Below are 26,502 nucleotides of genomic sequence, written 5' to 3'. Positions count from 1 at the left end.
GGACGATTTATCCAGATTTACCCATAATCTGCGTCATGGTTCACCGGTCCCCCCGTGCCCGCCGCCTCCTGTTCGCCGCCGCAGGTCTCGGCCTGTTCGCCGCCCTCGCGCCCGCCCAGCCCGCCGCGAACGCCGCGCCCGCTGCCGAGGAACCCGCGGTGCTGGTCGGCGCCGGGGACATCGGCAGCTGCCTCAGCGACGGCGACGAGGCCACGGCGAAACTGCTGGACCGGATCCCGGGCACCGTGTTCACCCTCGGCGACAACGCATACGTGGCCGGTACCGCCGAGCAGTTCCAGAAGTGCTACGAGCCGTACTGGGGCCGCCACAAGGACCGCACCCGCCCCGCGATCGGCAACCACGACATGCGCACCGACAACGGCGGCCCCTACTACGACTACTTCGGCGAGGCGGCGGGCGAGAAGGACAAGGGCTGGTACTCGTACGAGCTGAACAGCTGGCAGGTGCTGGTGCTCAACTCCACCTGCGACCTGGTCGACTGCGAGGACGACTCCGAGCAGGCCGACTGGCTGCGCGAGGAGCTGGAGTCCTCCGACGGCAAGTGCACCGTCGCCATGTGGCACCACCCCCTGTTCACCTCAGGCTGGAAACACGGCGCCGACCCCCGCGTGAAGCCCTTCTTCCAGCTCCTCTACGACCACGGCGTCGAACTCGTCCTCAACGGCCACAACCACCACTACGAGCGCTTCGCCCCGCAAACCCCCGACGGCGAACTCGACAAGGAGAAAGGCGTACGCCAGTTCACCGTCGGCACCGGCGGCGGCGGCCTCAACGGCTTCAGCAAGACCATCGCCGCCAACTCCCGAGCCCGCAACGACGACACCTTCGGCGTTCTGAAACTCTCCCTCTACCAGGACTTCTACACCTGGAAATTCGTCGGCCAGCCCGGCAGCACCTTCCAGGACCAGGGCCTGGCCACCTGCCACTGACGCACTGAACGGTGGTGGCCTTCCGGGACGTGACGGAAGGCCACCACCGTTTCGTCAGTCGCGCCAGCCGGAGATGTCGACGCCCTTGGCGGACTCGACGCGCAGGGCGAAGTGGATTTCCTGGGTGGCGTTGGGGGCGAGGGTGAGTTTCCAGGTGTAGACGCCCAGGTCGGAGCGTTCGGCGGGGTCGGGCTTGGCGTGGAGTTCCTTGACGGTGATCTGGGAGTCGCGGGAGACCGGAAGTTGGTCGAGCACCGTGACGGAGACCTGGCGGGGGGTGTGGTTGGCGATGGTGATCTTGTATTCGGCGTCGGTGCGGCGGGACGAGCCGAGGGTGGCTTTGCTGGCGGCGCGGCGGACGAGTTCGCGCTCGACGCGGACGCGGTCGTCGACACCGAGGGCCAGTTCGCGCTCCTCCTGGGGGGCCCAGGGCTCCAGGCGGGTGGAGCCGACGAAGTCGCCCTCGTGGAAGAGGGCCGCCGTGCCGCCGGGCAGGGTGTGGCCGGAGGTGTTGAGCACGGTGGCGCGCAGGGTGGCCTCCTCGGCGCGTACCGGCGCGGTGATGTGGTCGAGGCGGGCGGCCAGGTCGAAGCGCGCGATCAGGGTGCGGTGCGCGGTGCCGTCGGCGGGCACGGCCACCGGCTTGAGCGGGGTGTACGTGGCCGCGACCGGTCCCTCCTCCACGCTCGCGCTGGTCTCCCGCACCGCGGCCCGCGCCTTGGGCATCATCGTCTGCATCGGCGCGGCCCCCGGGGCGGGCGGCGGCGGGGCGGACATCGCCATCGGGGCGGCGGCGTAGGCGATGGGCATGGGGCGCTCCACGTCGACGAACCACGGGTCCAGCTCCGGCACCTCCAGCGCGCCCGCGGGGCGGGCCGTGGACAGCTTGAGCGCGCACTCCGGCCAGTCCTCGCCGGTCCGCTGGGTGATCATGCCGTGCCAGGTCAGGGTGAGCGCGTCGCCGGCGAGCCGCAGGTCGTAGCCGCTGCTCCAGCTCGCGCCGGGCACGACGTAGGACAGCTCCAGCTCGATCTCGCCCGGCTCGTCGACCTCCAGCAGGATCTCCGCGGCCAGCCGGTCCGGCCGGGTGCTGCCGCGCAGGTCCATCAGCCGCCGCTCGGCGGCCTCCCGGCGGCGGTGCAGGTCGAACCGCTCCCGCTCGCGGCTGCGGCGGCCCGCGTGGATCGCGGTGAGCTGCTCGTCCAGCCCGTCGGCGAAGACGGCCGCCGCGCCGGGCTCGCCCGAGGCGAGCGCGCCTGCGCCACGCATGGCCAGCCTGCCGAGGAACTTCTCCCGGGCGGTGGCCACCGTGTCGGCGTCGTCGAGCACGGCGATCACCGCCTCGATCTCGCGCAGCTCCGCCTCCAGCTCGACGACGGCGGTGTGTGTGGTCACCGGCTCGCGGCGGGTCACCACGTTCACCCCGGCGACGGCGGCCGGGCCGTGACCGGACACCCGCACCGAGTCGCGCAGCAGGTTCAGCGGCAGCGGTCCACACGGGACGCGGTGCTCGCCGGGGGTCAGGGTCACCGTGGCGCGCCGGGTCACCCGCGCCCGGTCGGGGAACACGGTCACCGCGACGATCGGGGCGTCGACGAGGTCGGGGCCGTCCGATCCCGTGAATCGTTCGCTCATGAAACGAGGCTACCCAAACCGGCCTGAGCGAAGCGCCCCAATGGGGCGGGGCGGCCGCGGCTTGTGGCCGCGACCGCCCCTTGGGGGAGGAGGTGTTACGAGCAGGCGGCGCCGTTCAGGGTGAACAGGGCCGGGTCGGGGTTGGGGCCGCTCGCGGCGTCGCCGATGAACCCGAAGGTCACCGACTGCCCCGGTGCGATGACCTTGTTCCAGGCGAGGTTGCTCGCGCTGACCGTCGCACCGGACTGGGTCGCCGCGGCGCTCCAGACGTCGTCGACCGACTGCGCGCCCAGGAACGAGAACTTCAGCGTCCACCCGTTGACCGCGGTGGAGCCGGTGTTCTTGACAGTGATCTGGGTGTTGAACCCGTCCGGCCACTGCGCGTGCTTGGTGTAGGTCACCTTGCAGGTGGACGCGGGCGCGCTCGCGCCGTCGCCCTGGCCCGCGAGGAAGGCGGCCACCCAGGCCAGCGGGGCGTTCCAGTTGATGGTCAGCTCGTTGGTGGACCACGAGTCGATCTCGTCGATGTAGCAGAACTGCCCGGTGCAGCCGGTCAGCTTCTGCTGCGCCAGCGGGTCCTGGATGGACGAGTTCGCACCGCCGGCCAGGGTGCCCTTCGGCGGGTTCGGCAGCTCCGGGTTGAGCTGGTGGGCGTACCAGCGGCTGTGCTGGTTCTTCGAATGGACCTCGCCGTAGCCGGTCACGTAGGACATGTTCAGCGCGTTGCGGCCGAACAGGTAGTCCGCGCCCTGCGTCACCGCGTCGGCGAAGCGGTCCTGGCCGGTGATGTCGTACGCCGTCGACAGCACCACCAGGTTGTTGGCGATCCCGCTGTTGGAGCCCCAGTCGTAGGCGTTGTTCGCCGGCTGGTACGGCACGCCGTACGGGTGCGCCTCGATCGCGGCCAGGTACTCCTCCGCGCCGGACACCACCGAGGCGCGCACCGCTGCCCGGCCGGGCAGCGCGCTGGGCACCGTGGCCAGGTCGAGGCGGCCCAGCGCGGCCAGCGACTGCCAGCCGAAGCCGTTGCTGCTCCACACGTCGGCGGTGTGCAGCGGCGAGCCGGTCACCGCGGACAGGTACTGGCTCTCGCCCGTGGTCAGGTAGAGCTCGGCCGCCGCCCAGTAGAACTCGTCGGTGACGACGACGTCGTCGTACGTGCCGCCGCCGGTGCCGTCGGACGGGCTCGCGTAGATCGCCGGGTGGGCCAGCGCCGCCGCGTACGCGGTGCGGGCCGCGGCCAGGTTACGGGCCGCGAAGGCCGCGTCGTACGGGGCGTACACGCGGGCCGCCTGCGCCGCCGCGGCGGCCAGGTTCAGCGTCGCCGCGGTCGACGGCGGGTGCAGCTCGCGCTGCTTGTCGTCGAGGTTGGGCAGCAGCGGCAGGCCGGTCCACTCGCTGTCGTGGATCTTGTGGTGGGCCATGCCGGCCAGCGGCTTACCGGCCGGGACCTGCATCTTCAGCAGGAACTCCAGCTGCCAGCGCGCCTCGTCGAGGATGTCCGGCACGCCGTTGCCGCTCTCCGGCAGGTTCAGCTGGCCGTCCGGGAACGCCTGCGCGGTCGCCGCCCACTTGCCCCGCTCGAACTCGTTGACCAGCTGGAACACCGAGATGCCGCCGTTGACGACGTACTTGCCGTGGTCACCGGCGTCGTACCAGCCGCCGGAGACGTCGAGCGAGTAGTCGCAGACGCCCGGCTGGCAGGGCACGGAGGTGTCGCCCTTGTTCGGCGCAACGCCGACGTGGCCCGCCGGGCGGCCGTAGCCGGGCCGCAGGGCGTCGGAGATCGCGACGCCGGAGCGCTGCGTGTAGAAGAACTTCAGCGCGTCGTCGCGCAGCCCCGCGTAGAGGTTGCCGGCCAGGTCGAACGGGCGGCTGGTCTCGCCGTCGGCGACCAGGGTGTAGCCGGTGCCCGCAACCGCGTACGCACTGAAGTCGATCGAGTGGACGTTCTGGCCGGAGCTGGCGTCCACGCCGCGCGGCGTGGTGTTCCCGCTCGCGACGACGTCGCCGCCCGCGTTCTTGAGCTGCCAGCCCAGGGCGGCCGTCGACTCCGTCACCACGGTGGCGTTCTTCGGGCCCTTGGTCAGGTAGCCGACCTGGTTGACCCGCACCCGCGGGCCGGTGTCGGGCTCGTAGACCTCGGGCTCCGCGCCGCCCTTGAGGGAGATGTCGTCGAGGCAGAGCCGCCAGGGGGAGGCACTGCCACCGATCTGAAACGCCACCTGCGCGTTCGGAAGGGAGACGGGCGCGGTGAAGGTGTACGAGTAGCCGGTGGCAGTGCCGGTCATCAGCGGATTCGCGGCCAGGAACTGCGTCCACGGGTCCACCGGGAGCTGGATGAGCGCCTTGCCGACCTTGTCCGGCGTCGCGCTCGCGGTGAAGCTGTAGCTGTAGGTCTCCCCCGCGACCAGCGGGATGTTGTCCTGCCCGATGATCACGTCCCACGGGTTCACGGTGCCGCCCGGAATGTCGGCGCACAGCTGCCCACTGCTGGAGTCGAGCGTGATGTTGCCGGTCCCCCACCAGGGGGCGTGGCCGGAGGTGAAGGTGCCGTTGACGATCTGCTCGGGGGCGTCTGCCGAGGCGGCGGCGGCGGTCAGGCTCGTCGACACGAGCCCGGCCACGGCGGCCAGCGCGATCAGCACGGGTCTACGCACTGGGGGTCCTTTCGATGGAGCGATCGGTGGTGCATCGAAAGCGGGCGTGAGCAGCCGGAATGCGCCAATGATCTGGGAGCGCTCCCATCTGCGCCCATGAATTATTGCCGCCACATTTCGGGGGTGTCAATCACCCACCCGGCCCCGCGCTTTCGCAACGCGCCCGGCGGCCGCCCAAGATCGCTCGACTTGCCAGGCAGGTGGGCGAATCGGCGCACAAGATACGCACAGGTCCCGGGCAAGTCGGATGACCTTGCGCGGGCGGTGGGCCGAAAGTTTCAGCCGGCGAGGAAGGAGAGGCGAACCTGGCGGGTGGGGTTGTCGCCGTTGGTGTCGACCAGGCAGATCGACTGCCAGGTGCCCAGGGCGATGCGGCCGTTCAGGACCGGCAGGCTGGCGTACGGGGCCACGAAGGCGGGCAGCACGTGGTCGCGCCCGTGGCCGGGTGAGCCGTGCCGGTGCTGCCAGCGGTTGTCGGCGGGCAGCACGTGCTCCAGCGCCGTGAGCAGGTCGTCGTCACTGCCCGCGCCGGTCTCGATGATCGCGATCCCGGCAGTCGCATGCGGCACGAACACGTGCAGCAGCCCATCGCCCAGCTCCCGCACGAAGGCCGCGGCCTCATCGGTGATGTCGACGACGGTCGCCCGGCTCCCGGTCCGCACCGTCAGCACTTCACTACGCACCCGCCCACCCTAATCGCCCCCGGCCCCGACTCGTCCCGGCCCGGCCCGGCCGCGAGCGAAAGGAAGATCGGCGTTTCCGGTCAGAAAGTGAGGTCGGACCGCACTTCTGGACCGGAAACACCGATCTTGACACCGAGTGCACCGAGCGCACCGAGCGCAGCGGGGGCAGCGGGTCAGTCGCCGCCGCCACCGCCGTCGCCGCCACCGTCGCCGCCGGAGTCACCCGAGTCGCCGGAGTCGTCGCTGTCGTAGTCGTCATCGTCGTGGTCGTGGTCGCCGTGCGAGTGGCCACCGCGGCGGCGGTTGCGTGGCGCGAACAGCAGGATCAGGCCGAAGACGATCACCAGCGGGGCGGCGAAGCCGGCGACGCGCTCCAGGCCCGTGGGCGGGATGAAGGCGTAACCGTCCATGCCGGTGATCGCGACCGCCGGGACCGCCGACTTGTTCGCGTCGAGTGCGGCGGCGACGTCCCGGCCGACCACCCGGCCGCTGTCCCGCAGCGGCCCGTTGACCCAGCTGAGCTCGCAGTTGCCGTAGATGCCCGCGTACGGCGGGGCCAGCAGGTCCTGCTGGCAGACCAAAGCATCACCGTTGTTCCCTGCCGTCACCTTTTCCCCGCCCAGATCGGCCAGGAGGGGGAAGGTCGTGTTGACGGCGAGCAGGAATCCGTATGCGATGAGAAGGAGACCGAGGAGTCGTCGCATGGGCGGCAATCTAATCGGCGTACGCCACTGGAGCGCTCCCCCGGTCGTGAAGCCGACCGAAATGTTACTGGTCAGTATGCGTGTCGCGTGTCGCATCGCGTGCCGGTACGCGTGACGAATCCCCCACCGGAGGGGCAGGATGGGTCGAACAGACAAACTCTGTGTCTAGACCGATCATCACTACAACTACGAGGGAACGCCTGTGGCCACCGAACGCAAGCGCCCGGTGATCAGCGACGGCCTGCCGAGCCAGCTCCCGGACATCGATCCCGAGGAGACGGCCGAGTGGGTCGAGTCGCTCGACGGAGTGATCGACGAGCGAGGCGCCAAGCGCGCCCGGTACGTCATGTTGCGCCTGCTGGAGCGGGCTCGTGAGCGGCAGGTCGGCGTCCCCCCGCTGACCACGACCGACTACATCAACACGATCCCCAGCGAGCGGGAGCCGTGGTTCCCCGGCGACGAGCACATCGAGCGCCGGCTGCGCGCGTACATCCGGTGGAACGCGGCCATGACCGTGCACCGGGCGCAGCGCCCCGGTGTCGGCGTCGGCGGGCACATCTCGACGTACGCGTCGTCCGCCTCGCTCTACGAGGTCGGCTTCAACCACTTCTTCCGGGGCAAGAACCACCCGGGTGGCGGCGACCACATCTTCTACCAGGGCCACGCCTCCCCCGGCATGTACGCGCGCGCGTACCTGGAGGGCCGCCTGAGCGAGCACCAGCTCGACGGGTTCCGCCAGGAGCTGTCGCACCCGGGCGGCGGCCTGCCGTCGTATCCGCACCCGCGCCTGATGCCGGACTTCTGGGAGTTCCCGACGGTGTCCATGGGCCTGGGCGGCCTGAACGCGATCTACCAGGCGCGGTTCAACCGCTACCTGCACCACCGCGGCATCAAGGACACCTCGGACCAGCGAGTATGGTCCTTCCTGGGCGACGGCGAGATGGACGAGCCGGAGACCCTGGGCGCGATCGGCCTGGCCGCGCGCGAGGAGCTGGACAACCTCACCTTCGTCATCAACTGCAACCTGCAGCGCCTCGACGGCCCGGTCCGCGGCAACGGCAAGGTCATGCAGGAGCTGGAGGCGTTCTTCCGGGGCGCCGGCTGGAACGTCATCAAGGTCGTCTGGGGCCGCGAGTGGGACCCGCTGCTCGCCCAGGACACCGACGGCGCGCTGGTCAACCTGATGAACGTGACGCCCGACGGTGACTACCAGACCTACAAGGCGGAGTCCGGGGCGTACGTGCGCGAGCACTTCTTCGGCCGCGACGCGCGGACCCGCAAGATGGTCGAGCACATGTCCGACGACGAGATCTGGGGTCTCAAGCGCGGCGGCCACGACTACCGCAAGCTCTACGCCGCCTACAAGGCCGCGACCGAGCACACCGGTCAGCCGACGGTCATCCTCGCCAAGACCATCAAGGGCTGGACGCTGGGCTCGCACTTCGAGGGCCGCAACGCCACGCACCAGATGAAGAAGCTGACGCTGGACGACCTGAAGAGCTTCCGCGACCGCCTCTTCCTCGACATCCCGGACTCGGCCCTGGAGGCCAACCCGTACGAGCCGCCGTACTTCCACCCGGGTGCCAAGAGCGACGAGATCGGCTACCTGATGGAGCGGCGTGCGGCGCTGGGCGGCTCGCTGCCCTCGCGCAACACCAAGCCCGTCCCGCTGCAGCTGCCCGAGACGAAGGTCTACGCGGACCTGAAGAAGGGCTCCGGCAAGCAGAAGATCGCCACCACGATGGCCTTCGTCCGCCTGTTCAAGGACCTGATGAAGGACAAGGTGATCGGCCACCGCTGGGTGCCGATCATCCCCGACGAGGCGCGCACCTTCGGCATGGACTCGCTGTTCCCGACGGCGAAGATCTACTCGCCGCACGGCCAGCAGTACACCTCGGTGGACCGGGAGCTGTTCCTGTCCTACAAGGAGTCCACCGCCGGGCAGATCCTGCACGAGGGCATCAACGAGGCCGGCTCGATCGCCTCGTTCACGGCCGCGGGCAGCGCGTACGCCACCCACGGCGAGCCGATGATCCCGGTCTACATCTTCTACTCGATGTTCGGGTGGCAGCGCACGGCCGACGGCCTGTGGGCGGCGGCGGACCAGATGACGCGCGGCTTCCTGCTGGGCGCCACCGCGGGCCGCACCACGCTCAACGGCGAGGGCCTGCAGCACGAGGACGGGCACTCGCACCTCATCGCGGCGACCAACCCGGCCGCGGTGGCGTACGACCCGGCGTTCGGCTTCGAGATCTCATACATCGTCGAGGACGGTCTCAAGCGGATGTACGGCGAGTCGCCGGAGGACATCTTCTACTACATGACCGTCTACAACGAGCCGTACGTGCACCCGGCGGAGCCCGCCGACGTGGACGTGGCGGGCCTGCTCAAGGGCCTGTACCGGTATGCTCCGGCGACGGTCGAGGGCCCGAAGGCGCAGATCATGGCCTCCGGTGTCGGCATGCAGTGGGCGCTGCGCGCCCAGCAGCTGCTGGCCGAGGACTGGGGCGTGGCCGCCGACGTGTGGTCGGCGACCAGCTGGACCGAGCTGCGCCGCGACGCGGTGGAGACGGAGCGGCACAACCTGCTGCACCCGGACCAGCCCGCCAAGGTGCCGTACGTGACCCGGGCGCTGAGCAACGCCCCGGGCCCGAAGGTCGCCGTGTCCGACTGGATGCGCGCCGTCCCGGACCTGATCTCGCGCTGGGTCCCGGGCGACTACACCTCGCTCGGCACCGACGGCTTCGGCATGTCGGACACCCGCTCGGCCCTGCGCCGCCACTTCAACGTCGACGCCGAGTCGGTCGTCGTGGCGGTCCTGGCCCAGCTCGCCCGCGCCGGCGAGGTCCCCGCGACCGCCCCGGCCGAGGCCGCCCGCAAGTACGCCATCGACGACGTCCTGGCGGCCCCCGCCGGCGAAACCGGCGGCGACAGCTGAGAGAAAGGAAGGGCACCTTCACCACGCTCCGCGTTGTAGAAGGTGCCCTTCCTAACGGTGGAGGCCCTGCGACCTGGTGTCGCGGGGCCTTCGCCGTACGTGGCGGTCTTCTGGGTATGAATCGCCGGTGAACACGCCCGGCCGAGGCTGTGGGCCTCGCGCGGCTGCGCCAGCTCACCTGTTCGCCGAAGGGCGGTGGTTCAGGGGCGGGCGGCCCAGAGCAGGCCACGTTCGGTGACGGTGCGGATCTCGGGGATGTCGAGATCGGGCAGGTGGTGTCCGACCGTGGAGACGAAGATGCGGCCCTGGCCCCACTGCCGGGTGTACACGGCCGGGTGGGTGACCGGCTCGCGCCAGGGTTCGCCGTCCTCGACCGGGAACGTGATGGTGGCCAGGACGTCGTTGAGCGGGTCGGCCAGCATCCAGTAGCGCTCGGTGTGCAGGGCGACGGTGCTGATGCCGGCGACGATCGGGTGGTCGGCGCGGTCGGGTCGCACGGTGAGGGTGTGCGGGACGAAGTCGCCGGGGTGGCAGGTGAACCAGCCGCCGGTGAGCCACTGGTAGCGGCGTTCGGTGAACGCGGCGACGATGCCGCCGTGCCAGCCGGCCAGGCCGGTGCCGGCGCGGACGGCGTCGTCGAGATGGCGGGCCCGGTCAGGGCTGAGGTCACCGGTGGTCCAGCAGTTGACGATCAGGTCGGTACGGGCGAGCAGCGCGGCGTCGTCGTACACGGACAGGTCGTCGGCGATCTCGACGGTGAAGCCCTGGTCCTTGAGGAACGGCAGGAAGCTGTCGGTGGTGCCGACGGGGTCGTGGAACTCGGCACCACCGCGGACGATCAACGCGCTACGCATGGCGCACAGGGTAAACGGTTTCCCTCTGCTCGGCGAGCACGCCCCTGGCGGGACAGCCGTTCACCGGGCGGCTCCGACAGGCTCGGCCGCGGCCGGGGCCGGCACCGGGGTGGGCAGGCCGATCCGGCGCACCCCCGGGGCGAGCACGGTGCCGAGGCAGGCGGCGGCCACCACGACCGCCGCGGCGATCAGCGGGACCTGCGGCGACCAGGCCGCCGCGGCCAGCGGCGCGAGCGCGTAGCCGATCGGAGTGGCCGCGAGCGAGCACAGCCAGTCGTACGACGTCACCCGGGCCAGCGCCTGCGGCGGGATCTCGGCCTGCACGACCGTCTCCCATACCGGGTTGAGGAAGCCGAGCGCCGCCATGGCCAGGCCGTACGAGCCGATGACGGCCGGCGCCGGGGCGGCCACCGCCAGTAGCGCCAGCGGCAGCGCGTAGGTGGCCAGGCCCAGGTTCGCCACCAGCACGGGGCGGCGGGGGCGCACCCGGCTCGCGACGAGGGAGCCGAGCAGCAGGCCCACCGCGCCGGCCTCCAGCACGAGCACCCACGTCGCGTCGCCGCCGAGCCGGTCGACGGCGATGGCCGGGCCCAGCGTGATCAGCACCGCGGCGACGCCGTTCCAGGCGGCGTGGGCGATGAGGCTGGTCCAGTACCAGTCGCGGGAGCGGACCTCGGCCCAGCCCGCGGCCAGGTCGGCGAGCAGGGTGCGGCGCTCGATCGGCACGCGGCGCACCCGGATGACGGCCAGCAGCAGCGCGCTGACCGCGAAGGACGCGCCGTCGAGCAGGAACGCCCACCCCGCCCCTGCGAACAGGATCAGCGCCCCGGCCAGCGCGGGCCCGGCCAGCCGGGTGACGCCGGTGGCGACGGCCATCGCGGCGTTGGCCGCCTGCCGCTGGACGCCGTCCACCACCCCGGCGACCAGCGGTGACGTGGTGGGAATGGCGAACGCGGAGGCGATCCCGCCGACCGCCGACGCGACGGCGAGGTGTGCCAGCTCCGGATCTCCGCCGATGAGCTCGCAGCCGACGAACACCTGCACGGCGCACCGGACGAGGTCGGCGGACAGCGCCACCAGGCGCGGGTCGTGGCGGTCGGCGAGCACGCCGCCCAGCGGCAGCAGCACCAGCCGGGGCACCATCGCGCAGGCCAGCACCAGCGCCAGGGCGCCGCTGGATCCGGTGGCGTGGTGCACGGCGATGGCGAGCGCGGCGGGGATGACGAAGTCGCCCAGCGAAGACAGGGTGCGGCCGACGAACAGCAGCCGGAAGGCGCGTTGGCGCAGGGGGTGAGCCATGTTCGCCAAGATATTTCGGTACCGAACTTTTTGTCAACGAACAATTCGTTTCCGAAAGGTCGTGGCCGTCATAGGATCACCGGCATGGAGCCCCGAGATTCGGTGGACGCGCACGTCGCCCGCTGGCTGCCCGTGCTGCCCGACCTCGACCCCGACATCGAGGCCGCGGTGACGCGGATGAAGAAGCTGTCGCACCACCTGCGACGGGTACGCGAGCAGTCGCTCGTCGACTTCGACCTGCAGCGCCACGAGTTCGACACACTGCACTCGCTGGCCGGGCGGGGTGGCCGCGCCGCGCCGTCGGAGCTGGCCGGTGACCTGGCCATGGCCCCCGCGACGATCACCGGCCGCCTCGACGGGCTGGAACAGCGCGGCTTCATCCGCCGTACGCCGTCGGCCGCCGACCGCAGGCGAGTCGACATCGAGCTGACCGAGTCCGGCCGCGCCGCCTGGCTCGGCGCGATGGACGTGCTCGGCCACGAGGAGTACCGGCTGCTCGGGGCCCTGGACGCGGCGGAGCGGCGTACGCTGGCCGACCTGCTGCGCCGGATCATGCTCGCCGCCGAGCAACCCGGAGACCGCAGCTCAGGCCAGCCGTTGCACGGCGGCGGCTAGTGTCGGGGCATGCCCCCGGAAGACCCCGCCGCCATGCCCCAGGTGGGGCTGCGCACGCTCTGGCCGTACCTGCGCGCCCACCGCTCCTCGCTGCTCGTCGTCGCCGCCCTGTCCCTGGTCACCACCGCCGGCACGCTGCTGCAGCCGGTGCTGACCCGCAATGTGCTCGACGGGCTCGGTGCACGTACGCCGATCGGCGCGAGCGTGCTCGCTCTGGTGGTCACGCTGGTCGGCGTCGCCGCGATCGACGGCTTCCGGCACTTCCTGCTCCAGCGCACCGCGGAGGGCCTGGTCCTCACGTCGCGCCGCCGCCTGGCCGGGCACCTGCTGCGCCTGCCCATCGCCGAGTACGACCAGCGCCGCACCGGTGACCTGCTGTCCCGGGTCGGCGCGGACACCACGCTGCTGCGGGCCGTGGTCACCTCCGGCCTGTTCGACACCGTCAGCGGCGCGATCATGGTGATCGGCGCGGCGACCGCGATGGTGCTGCTGGACCCGCTGCTGTTCGGCGTCACCCTGATCGGCCTGGTGATCGGCATGTCGGGCGGCATCTACTTCGCCCGCAAGGTGCGCGGCATGTCCCGCGACGCACAGGCGCGCATCGGCGAGATGACCGCCGCCGTCGAACGCTCCATCACCGCCGCGCGCACCATCCGGGCCAGCCGGGCCGAGGCCCGGGAGACGGCGACCGTGGCGCACAGCGCCGAGCAGGCGTACCACGCGGGGGTGCGGATCGCCCGGTTGCAGGCGATCGTGCAGCCCGCCATGGTGACCACCATCCAGGGCTCGTTCCTGCTGGTGCTGGGCGTCGGCGGGGCGCGCGTCGCGTCCGGCGCGATCACCGTCGGCGACCTGGTCGCCTTCGTGCTGTTCGTGTTCTTCCTGGTGATGCCGCTGGGCCAGGCGCTCAACGCGTACACCCAACTGCAGGCCGGTCTCGGTGCGCTGCAGCGCATGGAGGAGGTCCTGGTCATCCCGCTGGAGGGCGACGGCTCGGCACCCGTGCCGGCGCAGTCCGGCCCGGCCGGCGCCCCGGCGATCGAGTTCGACCGGGTCGGCTTCGGCTACACCGACGCCGAGGGCCGGGTCGGCGAGCCGGTGCTGCGCGAGGTCAGCTTCCAGGCCCCGGTGGGTACGCGGACCGCGCTGGTCGGGCCGTCCGGGGCGGGCAAGTCGACGCTGCTGTCCCTGGTCGAGCGGTTCTACGAGGTGACCTCGGGCAGCCTGCGTGTCGACGGGGTGGACGTGCGCGAGCTGAGTCATGACACGCTGCGGTCCCGGCTCGGCTACGTCGAGCAGGAGTCGCCGGTGCTGGCCGGCACGCTGCGGGACAACCTGCGGCTGGCCACGCCCGACGCAACCGAGGAGCAGATGCGCGCCGTGCTGGCCGCGGTCAACCTGGAGGAGCTGGTCGACCGGACCCCGCTGGGGCTGGACGCGCAGGTCGGCGAAGGCGGCGTGCTGCTGTCCGGCGGGGAGCGGCAGCGGCTGGCGATCGCCCGTACGCTGCTGGCCGCGCCGCCGATCCTGCTGCTGGACGAGCCGACCAGCAACCTCGACGCGCGCAACGAGGCGGCGCTGCGCTCGGCGATCGACACCGTCGCGCAGGGCCGCACGCTGCTGATCGTCGCGCACCGGCTGTCCACCGTCGTGGACGCCGACCAGATCGTGGTGCTGGAGCACGGCCGCGTCGTGGCCACCGGCCGCCACGAGGAACTGCTGGACACCAGCCCGCTCTACCGCGAGCTCGCCGCCCACCAGTTCCTCGTCGACCCCGCCCCGGATCCGGCCTGACCCTGCCCGTCGGGCCGCCCCGGCCCGCTCTGCCAGGAATAAACGTTGGCCCATCTCATCGAATACGAGGCGATCATTTTCGATGAGATAGGCCAACGTCAGCGGAAAGACGGGTCAGCCGGCCACCGGGGCGGCGACGGCGGGTTCGGCGGTGCGCTGGGTGAGGTCCATGCGGCCGGACAGCTCCCAGGGCGCCTGGAACGGGAAGTACGCCTCCATGAAGTCGCGCACCATCTCGGTCTGCTCGTCCATCTCCCCGGCGGCCGAGTTGGTGTCGTTGAGGCAGAACACGTCGACGTTGCGCTGGCGGACGAGCCGGGCCAGCATGACCGGGGCGATCAGGCGGCCCAGGTCGATGTAGACGTGGCTGATCGAGCCGGGCACCGAGCGCCCGGTGCTGTGCGCCCAGTAGTGCGCCAGCGACGACGGGATGGACAGGTCGCCGCGGTCGCGGAACTGGTGCGAGGCGGTCGCGTGCGACTCCTCGCGCAGCTCGGTCTCGATCTCCTCCAGCACCGCGCGCAGCAGCGGGTACGGCACGTGCCGCATCTTCTGGTAGAGCTGGGTGCCGAAGCGTTCCTGGAGCAGCCGGCGGTTGTTCTTCGCCGCGACGTCGACGGGCGCGTCGGCGGGCGCGGGCGGGTTGACGTCGACCAGCGAGCTGGACGGGAAGAACTTGGCCACGCCGTTGGCGAAGAAGAACTGGGTGGGCAGCACGGGCCGGCCCAGGATCATGTCGTCGTTGAAGTACAGGAAGTGCTCCGACAGGCCGGCCACCTTGTGCAGCCGCGACTCGATGGCATGCGAGTTGAAGGTCGGCAGCACCCCGACATCGCCGAAGATCTCCTTGTGCGAGACCAGCGTGACGTGCGGCGACGTCGGGTCGAGCCAGGACGGCGTCTGGTCGTCGGTCACCAGGTAGATGTGGTTGACCCACGGGGCGAACGCGTGCAGCGAGCGCATCGAGTAGAGCAGCTCGTCGCGTGAGGTGAACCGGGAGTCGTTGGTGGCCAGCCCGGCGAACGAGTCGTCGGGGTCCTCGCCGAGGGCCAGCGCCTTGCGGCTGCGCCAGGCCGGGTCGTCGCCGTCCACCCAGGTGTAGACGACGTCGATGGGGAACTGCACGTCGTTGGGGCCGGGCTCGGCGTAGACGGCGCGGCTGCGGTAGCGCGGTTCGGCGTCGCGCGGCACGAACGCCGACAGGCGCGCGGCGGCGACGTACTGCGTCGGGTTGTCCACGCTGACGACGGTGCCGACCTTGTGGTTGCGCGGCCCGACCTGGCGCGGGGCCTGCCAGCCCTGCTGCTTCACGGTCGACCAGAACTCGATCTCGCAGGCGTACGCGTCCTGGGTGAGCGGCGTGTTCGCCGCGCCCCCGGCGGACCGGTAGACCTGCACCACCGCGCAGCGCTGCGGGCTGACCCGGCGGCCGGCCACGTCGAGGGTCCGGATGACGGTGTCCCCGCCGGCCCTGCCCCGCAGCAGGCGCAGCACCTGCGCGCGGTGCTCGGCCGCGACGGCGACGGCGCTGCGCCGCGGGTCGGTGTGCGGCAGGCAGAAGTAGTCGACGCCGTCGGCTTCCAGCAGCCCGGTCACGGTCTGCAGATTGTCGTGCCACGCGTGGGCGGGCGACGAGGCGCCGGACGCGGTGACGGGGCCGGCGGGCCGGGTGCGGGACGGTCCACCGACGAGCAGCTTGGCGATGCGGACCCGTTGGCGCAGCGGGAGCCGGTAGGCGGCGGCGCGCAGCGCGGGTCTCGGCAGGAGGCGTTTGACAATCTGCTTCACAACAACCCAACATAGGTCATAAGCCGCATAGGACTGCGTATTTGGTTAATAAGGACATTCATGTTGACTGCCGTTTTCAGCCGTCAGGGGGTCAACGCTTGACCCGCCCACAACCGCACGCTTTCGGCCCGGCCCCGTTCGGTGCCCGGCTCGCCCGCAGCCTTCCGATCACGATTCCGGCGCTGGTCACCCTGCTCGTGGTGCTGATCGGACACGATCGGCGCGCCCTCTGGCGCGACGAGTACGCCACCTGGTGGGCCGCCTCGCTCACCACCGACCAGCTGGAACTCCTGCTGTCCAAGGTAGATGCGGTGTTCGCGCCGTTCTACCTGTTCACCCGGGCGTGGGTCGCCCTCTTCGGGGACGGGCTGACCAGCCTGCGACTGCCCTCGGCACTGGCCATGGCCGCCGCGGCGGGCCTGATCGGCGCGCTCGGGCGGCGGCTGTTCTCCCCCGGCGCGGGCCTGGTCGCCGGGCTGCTGTTCGCCCTGCTGCCCGCGGTCTCCCGCTACGGCGCGGAGGCCCGGCCGTACGCGTTCGCGCTGGCGTTCGCCGTCGCGGGTGCGCTGGCCCTGCTGCGGGCGCTGGAGCAGCCGGAGCGGTGGCGGCGCTGGGTGCCGTACGCGCTGATCGTCGCCGCCATCGGGTGGTCGCACCTGGTCGCGCTGACGGTGCTGGCCGCGTACGCGGTGGCCGTGCTCGGCGCGGTGGGGCTACGCTCGGCCGCGCTGCGCAACTGGCTGATCGCCACCGCCGTGGGCGGCCTACCCGTGCTGCCGCTGCTGTGGCTGGGCAAGCGACAGACCGGTCAGATCGGCTGGATCGGCGACCGCGGCGAGGAGTCGGTCCGCGAGTTCATCACCAGTATCTTCGGCTCGATGTGGGTCGGCCTGGCGGTGCTGGGGCTGGCGCTGCTCTCGGTGCGGCTGGCCGAGCCCCGGCGGCGCTTCCTGCTGGCCTGGGCGCTGCTGCCGCCCGCCGCCGTGCTGGCGCTCACCCCGGTGATCAACATGATGCTGTCGCGGTACCTGCTGTTCACCGTACCCGCCTGGGTGCTGCTGGCCGCCTGCACGCTGCGTGAGGCGTCGGCCCGGGTGGCCGCGCTGACCCCGGCGGCCCGCGCGGCGGCGGCGCGGGCGGTGTCCCCGGTCCCGCCGACGACGGCGGCCCGCCGGGCCGTCGCGGGCCCGCGCAGCGCGAAGGCGATCCTCGGCGGCGAGGCGGCGGAGACCGGCGCACGGCGCTCCCCGGCCCGGCGAGCGCTGGCCGGGGACGGGCCCGCCTGGGCGGTGTCGCTGGGCGCGCTGGCGGTGCTGGCCCTGGTCGGCCTGCCAGGGCAGGTCGAGGCCCGCACGCTGCCCGCCGGCAACCAGGCGGATCTGCGCACCGCCGCGGAGATCATGCGGCCGCGCCTGCTGCCGGGCGACGCCATCGCCTACGGCGGCGAGTCGCACGGCGGCCCGCGCACCTTCCGCCGCGGGATGACCTTCGAACTGCGTGACCTCGACGGGCCCAAGGACGTCTTCGTGTCCGTCCGGGGCCAGGACCGGGGCAGCTTCGAGGCCGTCGAGTGCGCCGACCCGGCCGAGTGCGCCAAGGGCGTCACCCGGATCTGGCTGGTGACCTCCGCGCCCGACCGCGACCTGTTCGCGGCCATGCCGGTGGCCCGGGCCGAGCTGCTGCGCGACGAGTTCACCACGGTGTTCGCCCAGCGCACGCAGGGTGTCGCGGTGGCCCTGCTGGTCCGCGAGCAGCCACCCGCCTCCCAGCCGTAACGGCGGACGTCGAGGGCCCACCCCGGGGCGGGGTGGGCCCTTCGCGCATCCGGCAAACCTGGTGGCGCGACGCCCGGGGGCGCGCCGTACCCTGGAGACCGTGACGGTACGTGTGCGCTTCGCTCCCTCCCCGACCGGTATGTTCCACGTCGGCGGCGCCCGCTCGGCGCTGCAGAACGCGGTCTTCGCCAAGCAGCAGGGCGGGGTGTTCGTGCTGCGCATCGAGGACACCGACGCCGCGCGCAACCGCCCCGAGTGGACCGAGGGCATCCTGTCCGCGCTGGAGTGGATCGGCATCGCCCGGGACACCTACGAGGGCCCGCTGTTCCAGTCGTCGTACCACGCGGAGCACACCAAGGCAGCCCAGCAGCTGTTCGACGCGGGCAAGGCCTACTACTGCGACTGCACCCGCGACGACGTGCAGGCCCGCGCCGACAACAAGGCTGGGTCCGCCAAATACGCCGGCTACGACGGCTTCTGCCGCGACCGGGGCCTGAGCGCGGGCGAGGGCCGGGCGCTGCGCTTCCGCACCCCCGACGAGGGCGTGACCAAGGTCGTCGACCTGATCCGCGGCGAGCCGACCTTCGAGAACAAGCTGATCGAGGACTTCGTCATCGCCCGAGGCGACGGCTCGCCGGTGTTCCTGCTGGCCAACGTCGTCGACGACATGACCATGGGGATCACCCACGTGATCCGCGCCGAGGAGCACCTGCCCAACACGCCCAAGCAGCAGCTGCTCTGGGAGGCGCTGGGCAAGACCCCGCCGGTGTGGGCGCACGTGCCGGTCGTGGTGAACGAGAAGCGGCAGAAGCTGTCCAAGCGCCGCGACAAGGTCGCCCTGGAGATGTACCGGGACGAGGGCTACCTTGCCGCCGCCATGCGCAACTACCTGATGCTGCTCGGCTGGGCGCCCAGCGGCGACCGGGAGATCGTGCCCTGGTCGGTGATCGAGGACGAGTTCCGCCTGGACGAGGTCAACCCGTCTCCGGCGTTCTTCGACGAGAAGAAGCTGCGCGCGTTCAACGGCGAGTACATCCGGGCGCTGTCGGTGCCGGAGTTCACCGAGGCGTGCGCGCCGTGGCTGACCGGGCCGTTCCCCACCGAGCAGGAGCGGGCCGAGCGGGGCTACGGGATCACGCCGCCGCCGTGGTCGCCGGAGGCGTACGACCCGGCCGTGTTCGGGCAGGTCGCCGAGCTGGTGCAGACGCGCATCACGGTGCTGTCCGAGGTGCCGTCCTACGTGGACTTCCTGTTCCTGGACTCACCGCTGCTGGACGAGGCGTCCTGGGCGAAGGCGTCCAAGGACGCGGGCATCCTGCCCGACGTCATCGCGGCGCTGCGCGAGCTGTCGTCGTGGGACGCCGAGTCGCTGAAGAACACCCTGGTGACCGTCGGCGAGGCGCACGGGCTGAAGCTGGGCAAGGCGCAGGCCCCGGTCCGCGTCGCGGTCACCGGCCGCTCGGTGGGCCTGCCGCTGTTCGAGTCGCTGGAGGTGCTCGGCCGCGAGCGTACGCTGCGCCGGCTGGCGGCCGCCGCGGCCTGATCCGCAGACGACGACGCCCCCGCCGTGCTTCGGCGGGGGCGTCCTGCTTTATCGGATCAGGCCTGTTCGCGGCGCTTCTTGACGAGGTTGATGACCCCGCCGACCAGCAGGCCGGCCACGGCCGCCCCGCCGACCCAGGGCCACCACGGGTCGCCGGAGCCGGTGTCGGCGACCGGCGCGGTGCTCGCCGCCGCCGGGCTCGCCGACGGGCTCACCTGCGCCGACTCGGTGACCGGGGACGGGCTCGGGGCGGCGCTCTCGGCCACCGCCAGGCTGAACTTGTACGACCCCTTCACCAGGTGGCCGTCCTTCGACAGCACCTCGTAAGCGACGGTGTAGGCCCCGCCCGCGGCGCCGGTGAACGGCACGGACACCGCCTTGCCGCTCACGGTCACCGGGCCCGCCGCCGCGCCGCCGTCCGGGCCGGTCACCGTGAGCTTCGTCCCATCGCTCTTGAGCGTGGCCAGGAAGGTCAGCTTCACCGCCGCGGGGGCGGCCGTCAATGTGGCGTTCTTCTTCGGAGATGCCTCGACCAGGGCATTGTGCGCCCAGGCCGGGGTCGCGCCGAGCAGCAGCGCGCCGAGTCCCACCAGGACGGCGAGCACCGCCGCGCCACGCCGGGCCACCTGGCCCTGCCCGCTCCGCCGCCGACTGTCCCCCACGATCGCCTCCGCTTCGTTATGATCCACCGCAATCCGCAGTTGGTCGACGTTACCGACCCTTTCGGTTCCCGACCAATCGCGTGCGTTACCCCACCAAGCCCGACAGTGCCGCGCCCGTGTCCGAAACGTGACTATCGGCGTAGCAACCTGACAGGTTTCCCACGGGTCTAGAAGAGGTACCACCAGTCACACTGGCACCAGGTGACGCAGCGCGAAACGGGGCGGGGGCCATGCAGGGCATCAACGTGAGGGGCACCATCGTGAAGGTCGTGGCAGGACTGTTCGCCGCAGCCCTGTTGCTGCTCGGCGCGCCCGCGTTCGGCGCGCCGACGCCGTCGCCCAAGCCGAGCCCGTCGCCGACCGTGCGCACCATCACCATCTCCTCGGACATGCTGACCGCGCCCATCGTGCTGCGCTCCGACCAGCACCAGCGCCAGTTCACGGCGATGGCGGGCGAGGTCGACTGGCTGGCCGGCGGGACGTCGCCGCTCAAGGCTCCGGCCGCCGACAAGCTCGGCCCGAAGTTCGTCGTGGTGGCCGCGGTCAACGGTGTGGACAAGCAGACCTACGACCTGTACCCGCTGGCCGCGGGCGGTCCCCGGGTCTTCCGCCCGGCCGCGCAGCCCGACAAGCGCAAGGTCACCGCGGCCTGGTTCCTGGGGCGCTTCACCATGGACGCCTCGCTGCGCGGTGCCGGGATCTCGCTGGGCACGGCCGCGCCGGCCGAGGGCGGCGGCACGGGCGGCGGTCTGGTCGAGTCGGCGACGGCCGAGCCGGACATCCGCGCCATGGTCGGCGACTGGCAGCGTTTCGTGGGACTCAACGGCGCGGTCGTGGTGGTCATCGCGCTCGGCGTGTTCGCCATCGCGTACGCGTTCCGGCGCACCATCTGACGTCGGTGCGCCCCGGCTTCCGGCCGGGGCGCAGGTGCCACATACTGGCCCGATGCGACTGCCCCGCACATCCCTGCGCACCCTCGCCGTGCTGGCCCTGGCGGCCTTCAGCCTCTCCGGCTGCATGAAGCTCGACATGAACATGACCGTGAACAGCGACGACACCGTCGACGGCACGATCGTCATGGCGCTGGACAAGTCGGTGCTCCAGCTGAGCGGCAAGAGCCCCGAGCAGGCGTTCGAAGACGCCGGCGACAGCCTCGCGGAGCTGCCGAAGGGCGCGAAGACCGAGGTGTACGACGACGGCAAGTACTACGGCAAGAAGATCATCTACGACGACCTGCCGCTGACCGAGTTCAACACCGGTGAGAAGGGCTCGCCCTCGATCACCCACGCCAACGGCAAGTACGTCTTCACCGCCGACCTCGACACCGGCGCCGACGGCCTCGGCCCGCAGGCCGAGATGGTCAAGCCGTTCCTGAGCAGCCTGCAGATCACCTTCGCGGTCACCTTCCCCGGAAAGGTGATCGAGCACGACGCCAAGGCGGTCGTCGACGGCAACACCGTGCGCTGGAACGTCGCCCTGGGCGGCAAGAACGAGCTGCGGGCCGTGGCCGAGGAGGGCAGCGCCTTCCCGTGGCTGGTCGTCGCGGTGGTCGGCGGCGCGCTCGGCCTCGCCGTGATCATCGGCATCGTCTTCCTGGCCGTCTGGCTCACCCGCCGCAAGGCGCCCGCCGCGCCGGACCCGTACGCGGCGACCGCGTACGACCCGGCCACGGTGGCCCAGCCCGTCGGCGGGAACCCGGCCACCACGCCCTACGCCGCGCCGCAGCAGGGCGGCACGGACGGGCAGCCCCACTGAGCCGGGCCGGTGGAGCCCGCAGGCTCCCTAATATGGGGCACATGACCGACGGCGAACCGCTGGCCGCGACGCTGCGGCAGATCGAGCGGTCCGCCGGCGCCCTGGCAACCGCCAGCGTGTCACGCATGGACGAGTCGCTGCCGTGGTTCCGCGAGCTGCCGGCCGACCAGCGGTCGTGGGTCATGCTGGTGGCGCAGGCCGGTGTCCAGTCGCTGGTGCAGTGGCTGCGCACGGGCGCGGGCGCGCGCGGCGGGCCGCAGGCGGTCTCCGACGAGGTGTTCGACGTCGCGCCGCGGGCGCTGGCCCGCAGCATCAACCTGCAGCAGACCGTCGCCCTGATCAAGGTCACCATCGACGTCGTCGAGGAGCAGGTGCCGCACCTGGCCGCGCCCGGCGAGGAGCAGCAGCTGCGCGAGGCGGTGCTGCGCTACTCCCGCGAGGTCGCGTTCGCCGCCGCCCGGGTGTACGCCCGCGCGGCCGAGTCGCGCGGCGCGTGGGACGCCCGGCTGCAGGCGCTGCTGGTGGACGCGCTGCTGCGCGGCGACTCGGCGGACGTGCTGGCCAGCCGCGCGGCCGCGCTCGGCTGGACCGACGCGCCGCCGGTCGCGGTGGTGGTCGGCCGCTCCCCCGGCGGCGAGGCCGCGATCGTGCTGCACGGGGTGCACCGGGCGGCACGGCGCGCCGACGTCGAGGTGCTCGGCGGCGTGCACGGCGACCGGCTGGTCGTGGTGGTGGGCGGGGCGAGCGATCCTGTGGCGGTGGCCGAACGGCTGCTGCCCGCGTTCGGCGAGGGCCCGGTGGTGGTGGGCCCGGCGGTGCCGTCGCTGGAGGCGGCCACGGAGTCGGCCCGTTCGGCGATGGCCGGCTATCGGGCCGCGCCCGCGTGGCCCGCCGCGCCCCGACCGGTGGCCGCCGACGACCTGCTGCCCGAACGCGCCCTGGCCGGCGACGGGGAGGCCCGGCGCATCCTGCGCCACTCGGCGTACGGGGCGCTGGCGCGGACCAGCGGGGAGTTGCTGGAGACGCTGGACGCGTTCCTCACGCACGGTGGCGCGCTGGAGGCGACGGCTCGCGCGCTGTTCGTCCACCCGAACACGGTGCGTTACCGCCTGCGCCGAGTGGCCGAGGTCACAGGCTTCGGGCCGCTGACTCCGCGTGACGCGTTCACCCTCAAGATCGCGCTCGCGTTGGGCCGACTGGAGCCCGGTACGCAGGGCGAACAGCTCACCAAGCCGACATGAACGGGACAAAATTCCGCCACCGTACGCCGATCTTTGTGGGGTACCCACAACATCGGTAGGAGGATTTAGTCATCCCCGGCAACGGCGCGCCGGTCCGTGATCCCTCAGGGTTGAATACGTGCTCGCCGTACTCTCCCCGGGCCAGGGTGCCCAGAAACCAGGATTCCTCACGCCGTGGCTCGACCTCGACGGCGCCGCTGATCGTCTGCGCTGGTGGTCGGACCTCGCCGGAGTCGACCTGGTGCACCTGGGCACCGCGGCGGACGCCGAGGAGATCAAGGACACCGCGAAGACCCAGCCGCTGCTGATCGCCGCCGCCCTGCTGGCCGCCGGCGAACTGCCGCTGGAGGGCGTCTCGCTCGTGGCCGGACACAGCGTCGGCGAGCTGGGCGCGGCGGCACTGGCCGGCATGCTCACCCCGGACGCGGCGATCACGCTGGCCGGCGTACGCGGCCGGGAGATGGCCGCCGCCTGCGCGCTGGAGCCCACCGGCATGGCCGCCGTGCTCGGCGGCGACGAGGCCGAGCTGCTGGCCGCGCTGGAGGCCGCGGGGCTCTACGCCGCGAACCGCAACGGCGCCGGTCAGATCGTCATCGCGGGCGCGCTCGACGCGCTCGACAAGTTCGCCGCCGCGCCGCCGGCCCGTACGCGGGTCATCAAGCTGGCTGTCGCGGGCGCGTTCCACACCCCGTACATGGCCCCGGCCGAAGCGGCCCTGGCCGCCGTGGCGAGCAGCGTGGCCACCGCCGACGCCGCCCGCCCGCAGCTGTCCAACGCCGACGGCGCGGCCGTCACCGACGGCCAGGAGATGCTCGGCCGCCTGGTCCGCCAGGTGACCGCGCCGGTCCGCTGGGACCTGTGCATGCGCACCCTGGCCGAGCGCGGCGTCACCGCCGTGATCGAGCTGCCGCCCGCGGGCACCCTCGCCGGGCTGGTCAAGCGCGAGCTGAAGCCCGGCACGCCGGAGATCGTCACGCTGAACACGCCGGACGACCTGGCCGCCGCCAAGGACCTCATCTCGCGCCACAGCGCGCCGGGGTCGCACGAGTCAACCCCGCAAGCCCGCATCGGAGAGCAATCATGAGCGTAAGCGGCAGCAAGATCCTCGCTTTCGGGCACTACCAGCCGTCGCGCGTCGTGACCAACGACGATCTGGCGCAGATGGTCGACACCAACGACGAGTGGATCCAGTCCCGCGTCGGCATCAAGGAGCGGCGCATCGCCGACACCGAGACCGTCGCCGACATGGCCGGGTTCGCCGCCGAGAAGGCGCTGGCCGCGTCCGGCCTGACCGCCGCGGACATCGACCTGGTGATCGTGGCGACCTGCTCCTCGATCGACCGCAGCCCGAACGTGGCCTGCCGGGTCGCCGACAAGCTCGGCATCGCCGGGGCGGCCGCGTTCGACCTGAACACCGCGTGCTCGGGCTTCTCGTACGCGCTGGCCAACGCCGACCACTCGATCCGCGCCGGGGCAGCCAAGCACGCTCTGGTGATCGGCGCGGAGAAGCTGTCGCAGATCACCGACTGGTCCGACCGGAGCACCTGCGTGATCTTCGCCGACGGCGCGGGCGCGGCGGTCGTGTCGGCCACCGCCGAGGGCGAGGAGCCCGGGGTCGGCCCCGTGGTCTGGGGCAGCGAGCCGAGCGACGCGATCGCCATCGAGGGCTGGCAGCCGTACATCGTGCAGGAGGGCCAGAAGGTCTTCCGCTGGGCCACCGGCACCGCGCCGCAGGTCGCGCTCGCGGCCTGCGAGAAGGCCGGCGTGGCCCCCGGCGACCTGGGCGGTTTCGTGCCACACCAGGCCAACCTGCGCATCATCGAGCCGCTGGCCCGCAAGATCGGCGTCGACCCGGCGGTGCTGTCCCGCGACATCGTGGAGTCCGGCAACACGTCGGCCGCGAGCATCCCCCTGGCGCTGTCCAAGATGATCGAGCGCGGCGAGGTGAAGTCCGGCTCGCCGGTGCTCCTCGTCGGCTTCGGCGGCGGCCTGACCTACGCCGGTCAGGTAGTCCGCTGCCCCTGAGCCCCACCCCTGGCTTACACCCACATCAGTTCCACCAACCGAAGGGAAACCAAGTTCCATGGCTACGCGCGAAGAGGTCGTCACCGGCCTGGCCGAGATCCTCGAAGAGGTCGCCGGCGTGAACCCCGACGACGTCTCCGAGGAGAAGTCGTTCACCGAGGACCTCGACGTCGACTCGCTCTCCATGGTCGAGGTCGTCGTGGCCGCCGAGGAGAAGTTCGGCGCGAAGATTCCGGACGACGAGGTCCAGAACCTGAAGACCGTCGGCGACGCTGTCTCCTTCATCGTCGCCAACTCCTGAAGTTGCGAGATTTGACGTGACCAAGCCTGACGTTGTCGTCACCGGTCTCGGCGCCACCACCCCGCTCGGCGGGGACGTGGCGTCGACCTGGGACGCGATGCTGGCGGGCCGCTCCGGGGTCAGCAAGCTGACCCAGGAGTGGGCCGATCAGCTGACGGTGAAGATCGCTGCCCAGCTGGCGGTGGAGCCGAGCGAGGTCATCGACCGCGTCCGGCTGCGCAAGCTGGACCGCTCCGAGGCCGTGGCGCTCATCGCCGCCGCCGAGGCGTGGGCCGACTCCGGCCTGGCCGACGCCGGCCTCGACAAAGAGCGGCTCGGCGTGGTCGTCGGCTCCGGCATCGGCGGCGCACAGACCCTGCTGGCCCAGGACGACATCCTGGAGGCGTCCGGCGCGCGGCGGGTCAGCCCGCACACGGTGCCGATGCTGATGCCGAACGGTCCGGCCGCCTTCGTCGGCCTGGAGTACGGCGCGCAGGCCGGCGTGCACGCGCCGACCAGCGCGTGCGCCACCGGTGCCGAGGGCGTCGCGTGGGGTCTGGACATGATCCGGTCCGGTCGTGCCGACGTGGTCATCGCGGGCGGCACCGAGGCGGTCATCCACCCCCTGCCGATCGCCGGTTTCGCCTCGATGCGCGCCATGTCGACGCGCAACGACGAGCCGGAGAAGGCCTCCCGGCCGTGGGACAAGGGCCGTGACGGCTTCGTCCTCGGTGAGGGCGCCGGCATCGTCATCCTGGAGCGGGCCGACCACGCCGCGGCGCGCGGCGCGCGGATCTACGCGCGTCTCGCCGGTGCGGGCATGACCTCCGACGGGTACGACATCGTGCAGCCGCATCCCGAGGGCACGGGCGCCGCCCGGGCCATCGCGATGGCGCTGCGCGACGCCGGCGTGGCCAAGGCCGACGTCGCGCACGTCAACGCCCACGCCACGTCGACCCCGGTCGGCGACATGGCCGAGATCGCGGCGCTGCGGGCGGCGCTGGGTGACCACCCGGTGCTGACCGCGACCAAGTCGATGACCGGGCACCTGCTCGGCGCGGCGGGCGCGCTGGAGTCGATCGCGACGATCCTGGCGATCCGCGACAGTGTCGTGCCGCCGACGATCAACCTCGACGACCCCGACGACGCCCTGACCATGGACGTGGCGGCGCACAAGGCCCGCCCGCTGCAGATCGCAGCCGCGCTGAACAACTCGTTCGGCTTCGGTGGGCACAACGTCGCCCTCCTGTTCACGCGGCCCTGAGGCCGGGTCGGCCGAGCAGTTCGGTTCGGTCCCCGGC

General features: G+C 71.9%; 21 protein-coding genes. 13 read left to right on the top strand and 8 right to left on the bottom strand.

Annotated elements, in window-relative coordinates; translation table 11 throughout:
• Positions 1-35: 35 nt before the first annotated feature.
• Positions 36-950 carry a metallophosphoesterase gene (locus tag AB0B66_RS34335; RefSeq protein ID WP_360537885.1) on the top strand — a complete coding sequence of 305 codons (915 nt, stop codon included), beginning with the start codon at positions 36-38 and terminating at the stop codon, positions 948-950.
• A gap of 54 nt (positions 951-1,004) precedes the next feature.
• Here the strand turns inward: AB0B66_RS34335 and AB0B66_RS34330 are convergent, their stop codons facing one another.
• The 4 genes from AB0B66_RS34330 to AB0B66_RS34315 form a co-directional block, all read right to left on the bottom strand.
• Complete coding sequence (locus AB0B66_RS34330; RefSeq protein ID WP_360537883.1) at positions 1,005-2,585, bottom strand: DUF4139 domain-containing protein; 1,581 nt, start codon at positions 2,583-2,585, stop codon at positions 1,005-1,007.
• A 95-nt stretch (positions 2,586-2,680) separates the two neighbouring features.
• Entirely contained in the window at positions 2,681-5,212 is a 2,532-nt protein-coding gene (locus AB0B66_RS34325) for a glycoside hydrolase family 9 protein (RefSeq protein WP_360537985.1), read from the bottom strand.
• 311 nt (positions 5,213-5,523) lie between these two features.
• Positions 5,524-5,928, bottom strand: coding sequence for a secondary thiamine-phosphate synthase enzyme YjbQ (locus AB0B66_RS34320; protein ID WP_360537881.1), 405 nt, complete (start codon positions 5,926-5,928; stop codon positions 5,524-5,526).
• A 173-nt stretch (positions 5,929-6,101) separates the two neighbouring features.
• Positions 6,102-6,632, bottom strand: a complete 531-nt coding sequence (locus AB0B66_RS34315; RefSeq protein ID WP_360537879.1) for a hypothetical protein — start codon at positions 6,630-6,632, stop codon at positions 6,102-6,104.
• A gap of 202 nt (positions 6,633-6,834) precedes the next feature.
• Between AB0B66_RS34315 and aceE the strand changes: the two genes are divergently transcribed.
• Complete coding sequence (aceE, locus tag AB0B66_RS34310) at positions 6,835-9,570, top strand: pyruvate dehydrogenase (acetyl-transferring), homodimeric type (protein ID WP_360537877.1); 2,736 nt, start codon at positions 6,835-6,837, stop codon at positions 9,568-9,570.
• 200 nt (positions 9,571-9,770) lie between these two features.
• Here aceE and AB0B66_RS34305 read toward each other — a convergent pair whose 3' ends face one another.
• A complete protein-coding gene (locus AB0B66_RS34305; protein ID WP_360537875.1) occupies positions 9,771-10,424 on the bottom strand; it encodes a ThuA domain-containing protein in 654 nt (217 codons plus the stop codon).
• 60 nt (positions 10,425-10,484) lie between these two features.
• Positions 10,485-11,723 carry an MFS transporter gene (locus tag AB0B66_RS34300; RefSeq protein ID WP_360537873.1) on the bottom strand — a complete coding sequence of 413 codons (1,239 nt, stop codon included), beginning with the start codon at positions 11,721-11,723 and terminating at the stop codon, positions 10,485-10,487.
• Positions 11,724-11,807: 84 nt separating this feature from the next.
• Between AB0B66_RS34300 and AB0B66_RS34295 the strand changes: the two genes are divergently transcribed.
• Entirely contained in the window at positions 11,808-12,338 is a 531-nt protein-coding gene (locus AB0B66_RS34295) for a MarR family transcriptional regulator (RefSeq protein WP_360537871.1), read from the top strand.
• Between the two features lie 9 nt (positions 12,339-12,347).
• Positions 12,348-14,132, top strand: a complete 1,785-nt coding sequence (locus tag AB0B66_RS34290) for an ABC transporter ATP-binding protein (RefSeq protein ID WP_360537869.1) — start codon at positions 12,348-12,350, stop codon at positions 14,130-14,132.
• Positions 14,133-14,246: 114 nt separating this feature from the next.
• On the opposite strand, the gene AB0B66_RS34285 is transcribed toward AB0B66_RS34290, so the two are convergent.
• On the bottom strand, positions 14,247-15,920 hold the full coding sequence (locus AB0B66_RS34285) for a stealth family protein (protein ID WP_360537867.1): 1,674 nt from the start codon (positions 15,918-15,920) through the stop codon (positions 14,247-14,249).
• Between the two features lie 98 nt (positions 15,921-16,018).
• Here AB0B66_RS34285 and AB0B66_RS34280 point away from each other — a divergent pair, with 98 nt between their 5' ends.
• Complete coding sequence (locus AB0B66_RS34280; RefSeq protein ID WP_360537865.1) at positions 16,019-17,695, top strand: glycosyltransferase family 39 protein; 1,677 nt, start codon at positions 16,019-16,021, stop codon at positions 17,693-17,695.
• A 100-nt stretch (positions 17,696-17,795) separates the two neighbouring features.
• Positions 17,796-19,238: a glutamate--tRNA ligase gene (gene gltX / locus AB0B66_RS34275; protein ID WP_360537863.1), complete on the top strand. Its 1,443-nt coding sequence runs from the start codon at positions 17,796-17,798 to the stop codon at positions 19,236-19,238.
• Between the two features lie 56 nt (positions 19,239-19,294).
• Here gltX and AB0B66_RS34270 read toward each other — a convergent pair whose 3' ends face one another.
• Complete coding sequence (locus tag AB0B66_RS34270; RefSeq protein WP_360537861.1) at positions 19,295-19,900, bottom strand: copper resistance CopC family protein; 606 nt, start codon at positions 19,898-19,900, stop codon at positions 19,295-19,297.
• 269 nt (positions 19,901-20,169) lie between these two features.
• Between AB0B66_RS34270 and AB0B66_RS34265 the strand changes: the two genes are divergently transcribed.
• From AB0B66_RS34265 to fabF, 7 genes are all read left to right on the top strand, one after another.
• A complete protein-coding gene (locus tag AB0B66_RS34265) occupies positions 20,170-20,793 on the top strand; it encodes a hypothetical protein (RefSeq protein ID WP_360537859.1) in 624 nt (207 codons plus the stop codon).
• 52 nt (positions 20,794-20,845) lie between these two features.
• Entirely contained in the window at positions 20,846-21,655 is an 810-nt protein-coding gene (locus tag AB0B66_RS34260) for a hypothetical protein (RefSeq protein ID WP_360537857.1), read from the top strand.
• 41 nt (positions 21,656-21,696) lie between these two features.
• Positions 21,697-22,896, top strand: a complete 1,200-nt coding sequence (locus AB0B66_RS34255) for a helix-turn-helix domain-containing protein (RefSeq protein ID WP_360537855.1) — start codon at positions 21,697-21,699, stop codon at positions 22,894-22,896.
• Positions 22,897-23,014: 118 nt separating this feature from the next.
• Entirely contained in the window at positions 23,015-23,980 is a 966-nt protein-coding gene (locus tag AB0B66_RS34250) for an ACP S-malonyltransferase (protein WP_360537853.1), read from the top strand.
• Positions 23,977-24,921 (top strand): beta-ketoacyl-ACP synthase III, encoded by a 945-nt coding sequence (locus tag AB0B66_RS34245; protein ID WP_360537851.1) that lies wholly within the window; start codon positions 23,977-23,979, stop codon positions 24,919-24,921. Before AB0B66_RS34250 ends, AB0B66_RS34245 begins: the two co-directional genes overlap by 4 nt.
• Before the next feature lie 58 nt (positions 24,922-24,979).
• Positions 24,980-25,222 (top strand): acyl carrier protein, encoded by a 243-nt coding sequence (locus AB0B66_RS34240; RefSeq protein ID WP_120316303.1) that lies wholly within the window; start codon positions 24,980-24,982, stop codon positions 25,220-25,222.
• A gap of 16 nt (positions 25,223-25,238) precedes the next feature.
• Entirely contained in the window at positions 25,239-26,465 is a 1,227-nt protein-coding gene (gene fabF / locus AB0B66_RS34235; RefSeq protein WP_360537849.1) for a beta-ketoacyl-ACP synthase II, read from the top strand.
• The last annotated feature ends 37 nt before the right edge of the window (positions 26,466-26,502 follow it).

Source organism: Catellatospora sp. NPDC049111, from assembly GCF_040648615.1.
Classification (GTDB): Bacteria; Actinomycetota; Actinomycetes; order Mycobacteriales; family Micromonosporaceae; genus Catellatospora; species Catellatospora aurea.
Note: the sequence above shows the minus strand (reverse complement) of the source record. Positions and strands in the feature narration are given on the sequence as shown.

Coding starts and splice junctions, on each gene's coding strand:
- AB0B66_RS34335 (WP_360537885.1), top strand. CDS start 36: ATGGTTCACCGGTCCCCCCGTGCCCGCCGCCTCCTGTTCGCCGCCGCA.
- AB0B66_RS34330 (WP_360537883.1), bottom strand. CDS start 2,585: ATGAGCGAACGATTCACGGGATCGGACGGCCCCGACCTCGTCGACGCC.
- AB0B66_RS34315 (WP_360537879.1), bottom strand. CDS start 6,632: ATGCGACGACTCCTCGGTCTCCTTCTCATCGCATACGGATTCCTGCTC.
- AB0B66_RS34305 (WP_360537875.1), bottom strand. CDS start 10,424: ATGCGTAGCGCGTTGATCGTCCGCGGTGGTGCCGAGTTCCACGACCCC.
- AB0B66_RS34300 (WP_360537873.1), bottom strand. CDS start 11,723: ATGGCTCACCCCCTGCGCCAACGCGCCTTCCGGCTGCTGTTCGTCGGC.
- AB0B66_RS34295 (WP_360537871.1), top strand. CDS start 11,808: ATGGAGCCCCGAGATTCGGTGGACGCGCACGTCGCCCGCTGGCTGCCC.
- AB0B66_RS34290 (WP_360537869.1), top strand. CDS start 12,348: ATGCCCCCGGAAGACCCCGCCGCCATGCCCCAGGTGGGGCTGCGCACG.
- AB0B66_RS34260 (WP_360537857.1), top strand. CDS start 20,846: ATGCGACTGCCCCGCACATCCCTGCGCACCCTCGCCGTGCTGGCCCTG.
- AB0B66_RS34255 (WP_360537855.1), top strand. CDS start 21,697: ATGACCGACGGCGAACCGCTGGCCGCGACGCTGCGGCAGATCGAGCGG.
- AB0B66_RS34245 (WP_360537851.1), top strand. CDS start 23,977: ATGAGCGTAAGCGGCAGCAAGATCCTCGCTTTCGGGCACTACCAGCCG.
- AB0B66_RS34240 (WP_120316303.1), top strand. CDS start 24,980: ATGGCTACGCGCGAAGAGGTCGTCACCGGCCTGGCCGAGATCCTCGAA.